This is a genomic window from Variovorax sp. PAMC26660, from assembly GCF_014302995.1.
In the GTDB taxonomy this organism is placed as follows: domain Bacteria; phylum Pseudomonadota; class Gammaproteobacteria; order Burkholderiales; family Burkholderiaceae_C; genus Variovorax.
The window spans coordinates 932,750-945,405 of record NZ_CP060295.1 but is presented as its reverse complement, the minus strand read 5'-3'; the positions used below and the strand labels follow the sequence as shown (position 1 = coordinate 945,405).

Below are 12,656 nucleotides of genomic sequence, written 5' to 3'. Positions count from 1 at the left end.
CCCGATCGAGGGGCCTACTTGACCTGCTGCTTGCCCAGCTTGCGCGCCAGCGTGCGCCGGTGCATGCCGAGCCTGCGCGCGGTTTCGGAAATGTTGAAGCCGGTTTCGGCCAGCGTCTCGTGGATGCGTTCCCATTCGAGCGTCTTGATCGAGGTCGAGCGGTTGGTCAGCTCCACCTCGATGGTGCCGGTGGCACGCCCGAAGGCGGCTTCGATGTCGTCGGTGTTCGAGGGCTTGGCCAGGTAGTGGCAGGCGCCCAGCTTGATGGCTTCCACGGCGGTGGCGATGCTGGCAAAACCGGTCAGCACCACGATCAGCATCTTGGCGTTGTGCCGGTGCAGCATCTGCACGCAGGCCAGGCCCGAGGCTTCGCCGTTGAGCTTGAGGTCGACCACCGCGTAGCCGGGCGAACGGGTTGCGAGCAGCGTCTCGACCTCTTCGAGGTTGCTCGCATGCGTGACCGTGTAGCCCCGGCGCTCGAAGGAGCGGCCCAGCGTGCGCGCGAAGGCATCGTCGTCCTCGACGATCAGCAACTGGCGCTCGGCTTCGGTGTCAGTCATGGCCTTTGCACTTCGATGGTTTCGCTTTCCACGTCTTCGTCTTCTTCCTCTTCTTCTTCCAGCACGATGGCCGCCAGCGGCAGCGTGATCTTCACGATGGCACCGCCTTCGGGGCGATTGCCCGCGGCCACGCGGCCGCCCACGGTACGCGCGACGTTGACGACCAGGAACAGCCCGAGCCCGCCGCCGGGGCGACCCTTGCTCGACTGGTAGGGCTTGCCGAATTCCTTCAGGATGCCCGGCAGGAAGCCGGGGCCCGCGTCGCTGACCGTGATGGTCAGTGTGTCGCCGTCATGTGCCGCCTCGAGGCGCAGCCAGTGCGGCGAAGCCTCCAGGGCATTGTCGAGCACGTTGCAGATCATCTGCTTGAGCGCCGAGTCGGAAACCATGGGCAGGTCGTGTCCGAAGCGGTTCTCGTAGTCGAAGTCTTCCACCGGGCGCGTGGTGCGCCATTCCTCGACCAGGTCGTCCAGGAAGGTGCTCACGGTGGTTTCTTCGGATGACTCGCCGCGCGCCTCGCCGGCCGACAGCAGGATGCCGCTCACGATGCTCTTGCAGCGCTGGATCTGCAGTTCCATCTCGGCCACCTCGGTCAGCAGCTCGGGGTCGGAGCTGAAGTGCGGCAGCCGGCGCCAGTCGCCCAAAATCACCGCCAGCGTGGCGAGCGGCGTGCCCAGCTCGTGCGCGGCGCCCGAGGCCAGCAGGCCCATGCGCACGATGTGTTCTTCTTCCGAGGCGCGCTGGCGCAGGTCGGCCAGCCGCGCGTCGCGTGCGCGCAGGTTGCCGCTGATGCGGGTGATGAAGATCACCAGCAGCGACGCGTTGAGCGCAAAGCAGATCAGCATGCCCTGGATGTAGGGGCTCCACAGGCCGCGGTTGTGGTCCAGCGGCAGTGCGAGTGGGCGCGAGAACAGCGCCAGCAGTGCAAAGCAGAAGCTCGTGACCACCACGATGGTCCAGGTCGACCAGGCCTTCAGCAGCACCGCGCCCAAGATAACCTGCAGCAGGTACAGGAACACGAAGGGGTTGGTCGCGCCCCCGCTCAGGTAGAGCTGGGCAGTCAGCATGGCCACGTCGACCAGCAGCGCAAGGAACAGCTCGCCATTGGTCACGCGGCGGTGGGTGCGCGAGCGCAGCAGGCTCACCACATTGAAGAGCGCCAGGCATGTCAGCACCTGCAGCATGTGGTCCAGCGGCAGGCGGATGCCGAAGCCGTAGTGCACGACCAGGATGGTCACGACCTGCCCGACCACCGCGAACCAGCGCAGCTGGATCAGCTGCTGCATGTTCTTGTGGCCGGTGGCGTTGTCCAGGCTCGCGACCCCGGCGCGGGGCGCGTGCAGTTCCCCCGCGATCGCGACGGCTTCAGTCGCGGCGGGCATCTTGGGTGGGGCTGGCGTCGGCATGGGCTGCATTTTCGTCGCTGCCGTGATTGCCGCCGTTCAGGCCCCGCCGGCGCCGTTCGTCGCGCCACACGAACCATGCCGCGCCCAACACCATCAACGCCAAGCCGTACCAGGTCAGGGCGTAGACGAGGTGGCTGTTGGGAAAGGCGATGACCGTCAGGCCGCCAGCGGGCCAGGCAGAGGCGGCATCGCCGGCGCCTGGCGAAGAGGGGGCGGCCTCGGCATCGACGAAGTAGGGCGCCACGTCATGCAGGCCGCGCGCAGCGGCAATGGCCTGCACGTCGCGCGAGAACCAGCGGTCGGCCGCCGGGTCGTTCTTGCGCAGGAAGCCGCCCGTGGGTTCGGTGATGCGCAGCAGGCCGGTGACGGTGGTCTCGCCCTTCGGTTCGGGGGCGGTGCGGGCCGCGCGTTCTCGCGCCTCGGGCGGCACGAAGCCGCGATTGACCAGCACGACGGTGCCGTCGGCGGCTTGCAGCGGCGTCAGCACCCAGAAGCCGGCACCGAGCCGGGTGCTGGCCTGCACGAGGGTTTCCTTGTCGTGGAGAAAAGTGCCGGCGATGCGCAGTTGCCGGTATTCGTCATTGGCCGCGTTGATCTGCGGCCAGGTTTCCCGCCCAGGGGCCGTGGCGGCCGGGGCATGCACGCGCAGGTCGACGCGGGCAATGAGATCGAGCTTCCAGGCCCTGCGCTCGACCTGCCAGGTGCCGAGCGCCAGGAATCCGGCGAAGGCGGCGGCCAGGAAGACCGCCAGTGCCACCAGCCCGGCCACGGAGCGCTTGTTGCGGCCGGTGGCTGCGTTGCCGCTGTTGTCGTCGCGGCAGTGGACTGGCGGCGAGGGCGTCAAGGCATGTTCTTCATGTCGTGCATGGACGGCATCATGTTGGTGTTCATGTGGTACATGACCCACAACGAGCCGGCCAGGGTGATGACCACCACCACGATCGTGAAGATCAGCGCCAGCATGTTCCAGCCGCCTTCGGACTTGGCGTCCATGTGCAGGAAATAGATCATGTGGACCACGATCTGCACCATGGCGAAGCCCAGCACGATCAGCGCGGTGGTGTTGGGCTTGTCGAAGACCTTGGCCATCACCAGCCAGAACGGAATCGCGGTCAGGATCACGGCCAGCACGAAGCCGGTCATGTAGCCCTTGAAGGTGCTGTGGCTCACCGGGCCGTCGTCATGGTCGTCATGGCCATGGGCACCGTGGCCGGCGGTTTCGATATGCGCGCTCATTGCAGCGATCCCATCAGGTACACGAAGGAGAAGACGCCGATCCAGACCACGTCCAGGAAGTGCCAGAACATCGACAGGCACATCAGGCGGCGGCGGTTGGCGGCGGTGAAGCCGTGCTTGGGCAGCTGGACCATCAGCACGATGAGCCAGACGATGCCGAAGGTCACGTGCAGGCCGTGGGTGCCCACCAGTGCGAAGAACGACGACAGGAAGGCGCTGCGCTGCGGGCCCGCGCCTTCGTGCAGCAGGTGCGCGAATTCATACAGCTCCAGGCCGATGAAGCCTGCGCCCAGCAGGCCGGTGATGGCCAGCCAGATCAGCACGCCGCGCATGCGCTTGCGCTGCATCTCGAGCATTGCGAAGCCGTAGGTGATCGACGAGAGCAGCAGCAGCGAGGTGTTGATGGCCACCAGCGGCAGGTCGAACAGGTCGGCGCCCGAGGGACCGGCCGCGTAGTTGCGCCCCAGCACGCCGTACACCGCGAACAGGCAGGCGAAGACGAGGCAGTCGCTCATCAGGTAGAGCCAGAACCCCAGCAGGGTGCCGTTCTCCGGATGGTGGTCCTCGTTGCGGACGTTGAACAGCTCGAACGCCGGAGCGCCCGATGCGTTGCGGGAGGGGAGAGCAGTGCTATTAGACATGGGCAGCCAGGAGGCGCGTGCGCGCGTCTTCGGTGCGAACGACTTCTTCCGCAGGGATGTGGTAGTCGCGCTTGTAGTTGAAGGTATGGACGATCACGGCGGCCAGCATGGCGACGAACGCCAGGCCCGCCACCAGCCACATCGCCCAGATCAGCGCGAAGCCGCAGGCCGCGGCCAGTGCCGCGATGATGAAGCCGGCTGCCGTGTTCTTGGGCATGTGGATCGGCGAGAAGCCGTCCACCGGACGCTGGTAGCCGCGGGCCTTCATGTCCGACCAGGCGTCGTTGTCATGAATGCGCGGCGTGAAGGCGAAGTTGTAGGCCGGCGGGGGCGACGAGGTCGACCATTCCAGCGTGCGGCCATCCCACGGATCGCCCGTGGTGTCGCGCAGCGAGTCGCGGCGGATGTAGCTCACCACCAGCTGGATGATGAACGATGCAATGCCCAGCGCGATCAGCACGGCGCCGAAGGCGGCGACCTGGAACCAGATCTGCAGCGACATGTCCTGGAAGTGGCTCATGCGGCGGGTGACGCCCATCAGGCCCAGCACGTACAGCGGCATGAAGGCGAACCAGAAGCCGATGATCCAGAACCAGAACGAGCACTTGCCCCAGAACGGGTCGAGCTTGTAGCCGAAGGCCTTCGGATACCAGTAGGTGATGCCCGCCAGCATGCCGAACAGCACGCCGCCGATGATCACGTTGTGGAAGTGGGCGATCAGGAACAGGCTGTTGTGCAGCACGAAGTCGGCCGGGGGCACCGCGAGCAGAACGCCGGTCATGCCGCCGATCACGAAGGTGATCATGAAGCCGATGGTCCACATCATGGGCAGCTCGAAACGGATGCGGCCGCGGTACATGGTGAAGAGCCAGTTGAAGATCTTCGCTCCCGTCGGGATCGAGATGATCATCGTCGTGATGCCGAAGAACGAGTTCACGCTGGCGCCAGAGCCCATGGTGAAGAAGTGGTGCAGCCACACGAGGTACGACAGGATGGTGATCACGACCGTGGCATACACCATCGAGGCGTAGCCGAACAGGCGCTTGCCGGAGAAGGTCGAGACCACTTCCGAGAAGATGCCGAAGGCCGGCAGGATCAGGATGTACACCTCGGGGTGGCCCCAGATCCAGATCAGGTTCACGTACATCATGGCGTTGCCGCCAAGGTCGTTCGTGAAGAAGTTGGTGCCGACATGGCGGTCGAGCGTCAGCAGGGCCAGAACGGCGGTCAGCACGGGGAAGGCGGCGACGATCAGCACGTTGGTGCACAGGGCGGTCCACGTGAACACCGGCATCTTCATCATCGTCATGCCGGGTGCGCGCATCTTCACGATGGTTGCCAGCAGGTTGACGCCAGAGAGCAAGGTTCCGACCCCCGCTATCTGCAATGACCAGATGTAGTAGTCGACCCCCACGTCAGGGCTGAAGAGAATGCCCGACAGCGGCGGGTAGGCCAGCCAGCCGGTCTTGGCGAACTCGCCGACGAACAGCGAGGCCATCACGAGGCCGGCGCCGAAGGTGGTCATCCAGAAGCTGAAGTTGTTCAGGAACGGGAAGGCCACGTCGCGCGCGCCGATCTGCAGCGGCACCACGAAGTTCATGAGGCCCGTGACCAGCGGCATTGCCACGAAGAAGATCATGATCACGCCGTGGGCGGTGAAGATCTGGTCGTAGTGGTGCGGCGGCAGGAAGCCGGCGTTGTCGCCAAAGGCAAAAGCCTGCTGGGCACGCATCATGATGGCGTCGGAGAAGCCGCGCAGCAGCATCACCAGACCCAGGATGATGTACATGATGCCGATCTTCTTGTGGTCGATGCTGGTGATCCAGTCGCGCCACAAGGGGGCCCACAGCTTGAAGTAGGTCAGCGCGCCGAGCACGGCGAGCCCGCCGAGCGCTACGGCGATGAAGGTCACGAGCAGGATGGGCTCGTGAAGGGGAATCGCCTCCCAGGTGAGGCGGCCGAAGACGAGCTTCGTCAGGTCAAGGTTCTCGAGCATCGTCATTCTTCGGTAGTGCACATCGCCGTGACGTACTTGCGTTTCGGCGAATTGAGGGTGTCGGGCTGCCAGGTTTGCATGGTGGCTACGTTGAAGGCGCCGGGCTTGCCCAGTCCGCCGTCGGCATCGATGGCCATCATTTGCTTCATGCACATCTTGTTGCGGTCGACGCAACGGTTGAGGATGGCGTCATACAGGTCGGCGGGCACGGAGGCGTAGTGGCGCACCGCCTCGCGTTCGCTGGGCACTTCGAGCTTCTGGTAGCCCTCGCGGGTCAGCTCGCCTTCCTTGCCGGTCTTGACCTTGGCGACCCATTGGTCGAAGTCGCCGTGGCTCAGGCCGTGGAACTTGAAGCGCATGCCCGAGAAGCCGGCACCGCTGTAGTTGGCGGAGAAGCCTTCGAACTCGCCCGGCTTGTTGATCACCGCGTTCAGCTTGGTTTCCATGCCCGGCATGGCGTAGATCTGGCCGGCCAGCGCGGGGATGAAGAAGGAGTTCATGACCGAGGACGCCGTGATCTTGAACATGATCGGGCGGTCCACCGGGGCGGCCAGCTCGTTCACCGTGGCGATGCCCTGCTCGGGGTAGATGAAGAGCCACTTCCAGTCGAGCGCCACCACTTCGACCACCAGCGGCTTGGTGTCCGCGGGAATCGCGCGCTGGGCGTCGATGCGGCGCAGCGGCTGGTACGGGTCGAGCGTGTGGGTGCTGATCCAGGTGATCGCGCCCAGCGCGATGATGATGAGCAGCGGTGCCGCCCAGATTGCCAGTTCGAGCTGGGTCGAATGGTCCCAGTCGGGGCTGTACGTGGCTTCCTTGTTCGACTGGCGATAGCGCCAGGCGAAGAAGATCGTCAGCGCGATCACCGGGATGATGATGATCAGCATCAGCACGGTCGAGACGACGATCAGTCGTCCTTGCTGATTGGCGATGTCGCCGGAAGGGTTCATCAACACCGTGTTACAGCCCGCCAGGAGGATGGCGGGGAGCAAAAGGAGTGATCGGCGAAGGTTCTTGAGGATGTGCATGCCGAGAAAAGAGGTGCGAGGACGGCGCGAAAAGACCCCACAATCTACGCCCGAAGACGGGTTTCGCCTATTGGACGTTTTGTCCTATGGCGGTAAACAGGTTTCGGTGCGACGCTACAGGTTGTCCAGAATCTTATGTGTCGCGTTGTGAAGTGACACCCGAATTACAGCAAGCCATGACGACGTCCAGCATCAGTCCACAAGGCGCGGAGCCTGTGCCGCACTCGCCCGAACGCGGGCCCCGGCAGGGTGACGCCGACCATTCGCACATCGCCCCCGGCGAAATCGCGGTCGGCGTGATCATCGGCCGCGCCTCCGAATATTTCGACTTCTTCGTCTACGGCATCGCCTCGGTGCTGGTGTTCCCGGCAGTCTTCTTCCCGTTCGAGCAAAAGCTCGAAGGCGTTCTTTATTCGTTCCTGATCTTCTCCTTCGCCTTCATCGCCCGTCCCTTCGGGACTGTCATCTCGATGGTGATCCAGCGACGATTCGGGCGAGAGGCCAAGCTGACGCTGGCGCTTTTCGTGCTCGGCACCTCCACCGCCGGCATCGCCTTCCTGCCGGGCTACGCGAGCCTTGGCTTCACGGCCATCGTGTTGCTGTCGGTCTTCCGTTTTGCCCAGGGCCTGGCGCTGGGCGGCTCGTGGGACGGCCTGCCGTCGCTGCTGGCGCTGAATGCACCGGCCAACCGCCGCGGCTGGTACGCCATGCTGGGCCAACTGGGTGCGCCCATCGGCTTCTTCATTGCCAGTGCGCTGTTTGCCTACCTGTACTCCAGCCTGCCGAGCGAGGACTTCCTCGACTGGGGCTGGCGCTACAGCTTCTACGTGGCCTTCGCAATCAACGTGGTGGCACTGTTCGCCCGCCTGCGCCTCGTGGCCACCGACGACTATGCGCGCCTGCTCGAAGAGCGCGAACTGGAACCCACCAGCGTGACCGAGCTGGTCAGCTCGCAGGGCGGCAACATCCTGATCGGCGCGTTCGCCGCGCTGGCCAGCTACGCGCTGTTCCATCTGATCACCGTGTTCCCGCTCTCGTGGATCACGCTGTACTCGGACCAGTCGGTCACCGAATTCCTCGTGGTGCAGATGATCGGCGCTGTGCTCGGTGCCGCCGGCATCGTGGCCTCGGGCCTGCTGGCCGACCGCATCGGCCGTCGCTTCACGCTGGGTGGCCTGGCCGCCGTGATCGCGGCGTTCAGTGGCTTTGCGCCGACGCTGCTCGATGGTGGCCGCGTGGGCCAGGACATCTTCATTCTGGTGGGCTTCGTGATCCTGGGCCTGTCGTACGGTCAGGCGGCCGGCGCCGTGACCTCGAACTTCGCGCCCAAGTACCGCTACGTCGGTGCAGCCCTGACGGCCGACGTGGCCTGGCTGATCGGTGCCGCGTTCGCGCCGCTGGTCGCGCTGGGCCTGTCGGCCCACTTCGGGCTGGCCTACGTCAGCATCTACCTGCTGTCGGGCGCCGTTGCCACGCTGGCGGCACTGGGCCTGAACCGGGCGCTGGTGCGCGACTGACTGACTGAGCGGCGTTGTCGCCGTTCTTTCCAAAGGGGCCTGTGGGCCCCTTTTCCATTTCCGGCGCAACGGCCGGCTCACTGGCTTAGGATTCGCCGATGTTTGCCGCCGCCATCTTCGATATGGACGGGCTGCTCATCGATTCGGAGCGGCCCATCATGGCCGCCTGGATCGAGGCGGCCCGTACGCTCGACATCGAGCTTTCGCACAGCCAGTACCTGCAGGTGGTCGGGCTGGCTACCGTGGAGTCCGAACTGATCCTGGCCTCGCTGCTGGGCGGGGCGGAGGCGTACCGCCATGCTGTGGCGCATGTCCGCCATCGCCTGCAACTGGAGCGCGTGGACGGCACGCCGCTCTTTCCCATCAAACCCGGCGCGAACGAGTTCCTGACCGCCTTGCGCGAGCGCGGCACGCGCTGCGCCGTGGCGTCGTCGTCCACCAGCGGCCAGATCCAGGCCTGCCTCGGCAGCCTTGGCCTGCTGCATCACTTCTCGGCCTTCGCGGGCGGTGACGAGGTGGTGCGCGCCAAGCCCGACCCGGCGCTCTACCGGCTCGCCGCCGAGCGGCTGGACGTGGACCCGGCGCAGTGCATCGCCTTCGAGGACAGCGAGAACGGCGCCAAGGCTGCGCTGGCGGCAGGCATGCGGGTCGTGGTCGTCCCGGACCTGAAGCATCCGCCGGCCTCGATCGTCGAGCGCGCGTTCCATGTGCTCGATTCGCTGCACGATGCGGTGGCGCATGTGCCGCGCTGGTTTCCGGTGCCACCGGCGCAGCGCGTGTGATCAGGATCGGCACGCTCTGCCATGTGGTCGACAGCTGCCTCGCGTCGCCAATGACCGAGCGTGCAGTGGGCCGCATCGTCGAAGTGGTCTCGCTGCCTGCCCTACGCGGCGCCCAGCGAGCGCTACCTGCCCGGCACCTACTACGACGTGCTGTTCGAGGGCTGGACCTTCTACTGCCGCAGCGACAAGCTCGTGCCGATCAATGACCCCGACGCGGATATCGGCCGCTGGGAGGACGAGTTCCTCGACCAGCCTGCCAACGTGCCTCAGAGCACTTCGTCGCGCAACTGCGGGAACACCTTCGACACCTTCGCGAGCAGGTAGTCGCCGTAGCGGCCGCTGAAGGCGTGCACGTTGGCGCGGTCCCAGCGCTCGGCGCTGTCGTCCAGCGCCTCGGCGCCCGCAAGCCCGTCGATGCGCTGCACGCGCGCCTCGAAGTTCGGATCGAAGAACAACGGGAACGACAGTCTGTCCCGGCCCGAGGTGTTGCGCTTCACGCGGTGAGGCGTCGACTTGTAGAGCCCGCCGGTCATGCGGTCGAGCATGTCGCCGATATTGCAGATGAACGAGCCCGGAACCGGCGGCGCATCGATCCAGCCACCTGGCGTGTGCACGGCGAGGCCGCCTACGTTGTCCTGGTGAAGAATGGTAAGCAGGCCGTAGTCGGTGTGTTCGCCCACGCCCCATTGCACGTCGAGGCCTTCGGGCACTGCTTGCGTCGGGTAGTTGAAAAGGCGGAACAGGATCAGCGGGTCGGCCGTGTACCGCTCGGCGAAATACGAAGCGGGCAGGCCGAGGCTCAACGCGATGCCTTCCATCAGCCGGTGCCCGAGCTGCGTGACGGCCGCCATGTAGTCGAGGATGGTCTCGCGAAAGCCCGGCACGTCGGGGAAGAGATTGGGCCCGTGCACCGGCGTCTTCGCCTGCACCAGCGGATGTGAGGCAGGCAGCTCGGTGCCGAGGTACAGGCCTTCCTTCCAGTCGGGCCGGCCCGAGGTCAGCTCGCCGCCGAGCGGGAAGAAGCCGCGCCATGCGCGGCCGCCCAAGGCCATGCGCCACTGCATCTTGGTTTCCTCGGGCAGCTCGAAGAACCGGTGGCTCAGGTCTTCGAGCCGCTGCACCAGCGCCGCGTCGACGCCATGACCCGTGACATAGAAGAAGCCGTGTGCGCGGCAGGCCGCACCGATCTGCGCGGCCACGCCGTCGCGTGTTGCGGTGCCGGCCACGAGCGGTGCAACGTCGATCACGGGCAGCGAGAGAAGGTCGGAAGAAGTGGTGGTCATGGTCGTGGAAAGCATCTCATGCGCCGCGCGAGAACGGCGAGCGGATGTCCGAAAGGAACTGCTGCGCGCGCGGGTGTTGCGGGCGGTTGAAGAAATCGTCGGGCGTGGCGCGCTCCAGCACCTTGCCTTCGTCCATGAAGAGCACGCGGTCGGCCACTTCGCGCGCAAAGCCCATCTCGTGCGTGACGCACACCATGGTCATGCCGTCGCGCGTGAGATCGCGCATCACCAGCAGCACCTCGCCGACCATCTCGGGGTCGAGCGCGCTGGTGGGCTCGTCGAACAGCATCAGCGGCGGCTGCATCGCGAGTGCGCGCGCAATGGCCACGCGCTGCTGCTGACCGCCCGACAGCTCGCTCGGCCACGCGTTGGCCTTGTTCGACAGGCCCACGCGGTGCAGCAGCGCCATCGCGCGCTCCTCGGCCTCCTTGCGGCTGAGGCCGCGCAACTGCATCGGCGCCATGGTGCAGTTCTGCAGCACCGTGAGGTGCGGGAACAGGTTGAACTGCTGGAAGACGAAGCCGATGCGCGAGCGGAAGGCATTCACGTCGGTGCCGGGCGCATGGATGTCCTTGCCCTCGACCAGGATGCGGCCCGACTGGATCGGCTCCAGCCGGTTGAAGGTGCGGATCAGCGTCGACTTGCCCGAGCCCGAAGGCCCGCACACGACCACCACTTCGCCCTTGTGGATGGTCTCGGTCACGTCGACCAGGGCTTGGTAGCTGCCGTACCACTTGTTGACTTTGTCGAGTTCGATCATGCGGGCACCTTGGGGGCGGTAGAGGCAACGGTAGAGAGGCCGCGTCGCGCGAGCCGGCGTTCCAACCAGTAGGCGAAGCGCGACAGGCCGAAGCACAGGATGAAATAGGTCAGGCCCAGGATCAGGTAGATCTGCGCCGGCTTGGTGAACACCTGTGTGTTGATCTGCGTCGCGATGAACGACACCTCGGCCAGCCCGATGATGTAGCCCAGCGAGGTCTCCTTGATGGTCGACACGAACTGGTTCACCAGCGACGGCAGCATGCTGCGCAGCGCCTGCGGCAGCACCACGAGGCGCATCGCGCGGAAGTAGCTCAGGCCGAGCGCCCGGGCGGTTTCCATCTGCCCGCGTGGCAGGCCCTGGATGCCGGCGCGCACGATCTCGGCGAGGTAGGCGGCGTCGAAGATCACGAGCGCGATCAGCATGGTGGTGAACTGGTCGGTCTTGATGCCGGTCACGCTGGGCAGGAAGAAGTAGGCCCAGAAGATCACCATCAGCAGCGGCAGGCCGCGCACCACGAACACGAAGCCCGTCACGGGCCAGCGCAGCCAGCGCCACGGGCTCACGCGCGCCAGGCCGAGCGCGATGCCCAGCGGCAGCGCGAGCACCAGCCCGCAGGAGGCCAGCACCAGCGTGAGCACCAGCCCGCCGAGCGGCCCCTTCGGGTACTGCCCGATGAGGAAGTAGACCCAGTAGTCGTTGATGATTTCCAGCATGCCGTGCGCCCCGTCAGATGGTTCTTACCGGGAACCGGTGCTGATACCAGGTGGCCAGCCCGGTGATCGCCAGCGACACCGTGAGGTAGGCCGCGCTCGCGAAGGCGAACGACTCGAAGCTGCGGAAGGTGGCGCTTTCCACCTGGCCGGCCTGGTACATCAGCTCGGCCACGCCGATCACGGTGGCGATGGAGGTGTTCTTCCACAGGCTCAGCGTCTGCGAGATCAGCGGCGGAATGGTCACGCGCAGCGCCTGCGGCAGCACCACGCGGCGCATGGTGGCCAGGTAGCTGAAGCCCATCGCGCGTCCGGCCTCGAACTGCACTGTGGGAATTGCGCGGATGCCGCTGCGGATGTCTTCCGCCATGAAGGCGGCCGTGTAGAGCGCCAGCGCGATCACCGCGCTGAAGGCTTCGATGTGCCCGGCATAGAGCCACTGCTTGATGCCCTCGGGCAGCAGCTCGGGCGCGCCGAAATACCAGAACAGCATGTGCGCGAGCAGCGGGATGTTGCGGATCGACTCGACGTACGCAAAGCCGAGCCAGCGCAACGCCGCGAACGGCGACAGCCGCAGCATCGCCACTGTCAGCGCGATCGGCAGCGCCAGCACCAGCGCGGCCGCGAGCAGTTGCAGCGAAAGCAGCAGGCCCGCGACAAGCATGTCGTGGTACTTGCCGGTCAGCAGCAAGGAATAGTCGAACAGGGGCATGGGGGGCGACAGTATCACCGTC

The 12,656-nt window shown here is 65.7% G+C and carries 14 protein-coding genes; 3 read left to right on the top strand and 11 right to left on the bottom strand.

Annotation, left to right across the window (positions count from 1 at the left end):
- Nucleotides 1-14: 14 nt before the first annotated feature.
- From H7F35_RS04435 to cyoA, 7 genes are read right to left on the bottom strand one after another with little or no spacing between them, the layout of a single operon-like run.
- Nucleotides 15-560, bottom strand: a complete 546-nt coding sequence (locus H7F35_RS04435) for a response regulator transcription factor (protein WP_187111753.1) — start codon at nucleotides 558-560, stop codon at nucleotides 15-17.
- Nucleotides 557-1,942 (bottom strand): ATP-binding protein, encoded by a 1,386-nt coding sequence (locus tag H7F35_RS04430; RefSeq protein ID WP_187114138.1) that lies wholly within the window; start codon nucleotides 1,940-1,942, stop codon nucleotides 557-559. The genes H7F35_RS04435 and H7F35_RS04430 overlap by 4 nt, the downstream gene beginning before the upstream one ends.
- Nucleotides 1,926-2,810 carry an SURF1 family protein gene (locus H7F35_RS04425; protein ID WP_410010763.1) on the bottom strand — a complete coding sequence of 295 codons (885 nt, stop codon included), beginning with the start codon at nucleotides 2,808-2,810 and terminating at the stop codon, nucleotides 1,926-1,928. The genes H7F35_RS04430 and H7F35_RS04425 overlap by 17 nt, the downstream gene beginning before the upstream one ends.
- Nucleotides 2,807-3,202, bottom strand: coding sequence for a cytochrome o ubiquinol oxidase subunit IV (gene cyoD / locus H7F35_RS04420; RefSeq protein WP_187111752.1), 396 nt, complete (start codon nucleotides 3,200-3,202; stop codon nucleotides 2,807-2,809). The genes H7F35_RS04425 and cyoD overlap by 4 nt, the downstream gene beginning before the upstream one ends.
- Complete coding sequence (cyoC, locus tag H7F35_RS04415; RefSeq protein WP_187111751.1) at nucleotides 3,199-3,843, bottom strand: cytochrome o ubiquinol oxidase subunit III; 645 nt, start codon at nucleotides 3,841-3,843, stop codon at nucleotides 3,199-3,201. The genes cyoD and cyoC overlap by 4 nt, the downstream gene beginning before the upstream one ends.
- A complete protein-coding gene (gene cyoB, locus H7F35_RS04410) occupies nucleotides 3,836-5,845 on the bottom strand; it encodes a cytochrome o ubiquinol oxidase subunit I (RefSeq protein WP_410010762.1) in 2,010 nt (669 codons plus the stop codon). Before cyoB ends, cyoC begins: the two co-directional genes overlap by 8 nt.
- On the bottom strand, nucleotides 5,842-6,867 hold the full coding sequence (cyoA, locus tag H7F35_RS04405; protein WP_187111749.1) for a ubiquinol oxidase subunit II: 1,026 nt from the start codon (nucleotides 6,865-6,867) through the stop codon (nucleotides 5,842-5,844). The genes cyoB and cyoA overlap by 4 nt, the downstream gene beginning before the upstream one ends.
- Before the next feature lie 176 nt (nucleotides 6,868-7,043).
- On the opposite strand from cyoA, the gene H7F35_RS04400 reads away from it, so the two are divergent.
- The 3 genes from H7F35_RS04400 to H7F35_RS04390 all read left to right on the top strand — a co-directional run bounded on the left by H7F35_RS04400 (nucleotide 7,044) and on the right by H7F35_RS04390 (nucleotide 9,490).
- Nucleotides 7,044-8,384, top strand: a complete 1,341-nt coding sequence (locus H7F35_RS04400) for an MFS transporter (protein WP_187111748.1) — start codon at nucleotides 7,044-7,046, stop codon at nucleotides 8,382-8,384.
- A gap of 98 nt (nucleotides 8,385-8,482) precedes the next feature.
- Nucleotides 8,483-9,166, top strand: coding sequence for an HAD family hydrolase (locus H7F35_RS04395; protein WP_187111747.1), 684 nt, complete (start codon nucleotides 8,483-8,485; stop codon nucleotides 9,164-9,166).
- A gap of 60 nt (nucleotides 9,167-9,226) precedes the next feature.
- Nucleotides 9,227-9,490, top strand: coding sequence for a hypothetical protein (locus tag H7F35_RS04390; RefSeq protein WP_261803526.1), 264 nt, complete (start codon nucleotides 9,227-9,229; stop codon nucleotides 9,488-9,490).
- Here the strand turns inward: H7F35_RS04390 and H7F35_RS04385 are convergent.
- The 4 genes from H7F35_RS04385 to H7F35_RS04370 are packed head-to-tail and all read right to left on the bottom strand — an operon-like array spanning nucleotide 9,433 to nucleotide 12,634.
- Entirely contained in the window at nucleotides 9,433-10,449 is a 1,017-nt protein-coding gene (locus tag H7F35_RS04385) for an isopenicillin N synthase family dioxygenase (RefSeq protein WP_261803525.1), read from the bottom strand. The two genes, H7F35_RS04390 and H7F35_RS04385, sit on opposite strands and share 58 nt — an antisense overlap.
- A 16-nt stretch (nucleotides 10,450-10,465) precedes the next feature.
- Nucleotides 10,466-11,209, bottom strand: a complete 744-nt coding sequence (locus H7F35_RS04380) for an amino acid ABC transporter ATP-binding protein (RefSeq protein ID WP_187111745.1) — start codon at nucleotides 11,207-11,209, stop codon at nucleotides 10,466-10,468.
- Nucleotides 11,206-11,925 (bottom strand): amino acid ABC transporter permease, encoded by a 720-nt coding sequence (locus H7F35_RS04375; protein ID WP_187111744.1) that lies wholly within the window; start codon nucleotides 11,923-11,925, stop codon nucleotides 11,206-11,208. The genes H7F35_RS04380 and H7F35_RS04375 overlap by 4 nt, the downstream gene beginning before the upstream one ends.
- A gap of 13 nt (nucleotides 11,926-11,938) precedes the next feature.
- Entirely contained in the window at nucleotides 11,939-12,634 is a 696-nt protein-coding gene (locus H7F35_RS04370) for an amino acid ABC transporter permease (RefSeq protein ID WP_187111743.1), read from the bottom strand.
- Nucleotides 12,635-12,656 lie beyond the last annotated feature (22 nt).

Bases quoted from the DNA above. Each gene is read 5' to 3' on its own strand.
- H7F35_RS04435 (WP_187111753.1), bottom strand. From the start codon at position 560: ATGACTGACACCGAAGCCGAGCGCCAGTTGCTGATCGTCGAGGACGAC.
- H7F35_RS04430 (WP_187114138.1), bottom strand. From the start codon at position 1,942: ATGCCCGCCGCGACTGAAGCCGTCGCGATCGCGGGGGAACTGCACGCG.
- cyoD (WP_187111752.1), bottom strand. From the start codon at position 3,202: ATGAGCGCGCATATCGAAACCGCCGGCCACGGTGCCCATGGCCATGAC.
- cyoC (WP_187111751.1), bottom strand. From the start codon at position 3,843: ATGTCTAATAGCACTGCTCTCCCCTCCCGCAACGCATCGGGCGCTCCG.
- cyoB (WP_410010762.1), bottom strand. From the start codon at position 5,845: ATGACGATGCTCGAGAACCTTGACCTGACGAAGCTCGTCTTCGGCCGC.
- cyoA (WP_187111749.1), bottom strand. From the start codon at position 6,867: ATGCACATCCTCAAGAACCTTCGCCGATCACTCCTTTTGCTCCCCGCC.
- H7F35_RS04400 (WP_187111748.1), top strand. From the start codon at position 7,044: ATGACGACGTCCAGCATCAGTCCACAAGGCGCGGAGCCTGTGCCGCAC.
- H7F35_RS04395 (WP_187111747.1), top strand. From the start codon at position 8,483: ATGTTTGCCGCCGCCATCTTCGATATGGACGGGCTGCTCATCGATTCG.
- H7F35_RS04385 (WP_261803525.1), bottom strand. From the start codon at position 10,449: ATGACCACCACTTCTTCCGACCTTCTCTCGCTGCCCGTGATCGACGTT.
- H7F35_RS04380 (WP_187111745.1), bottom strand. From the start codon at position 11,209: ATGATCGAACTCGACAAAGTCAACAAGTGGTACGGCAGCTACCAAGCC.
- H7F35_RS04375 (WP_187111744.1), bottom strand. From the start codon at position 11,925: ATGCTGGAAATCATCAACGACTACTGGGTCTACTTCCTCATCGGGCAG.
- H7F35_RS04370 (WP_187111743.1), bottom strand. From the start codon at position 12,634: ATGCCCCTGTTCGACTATTCCTTGCTGCTGACCGGCAAGTACCACGAC.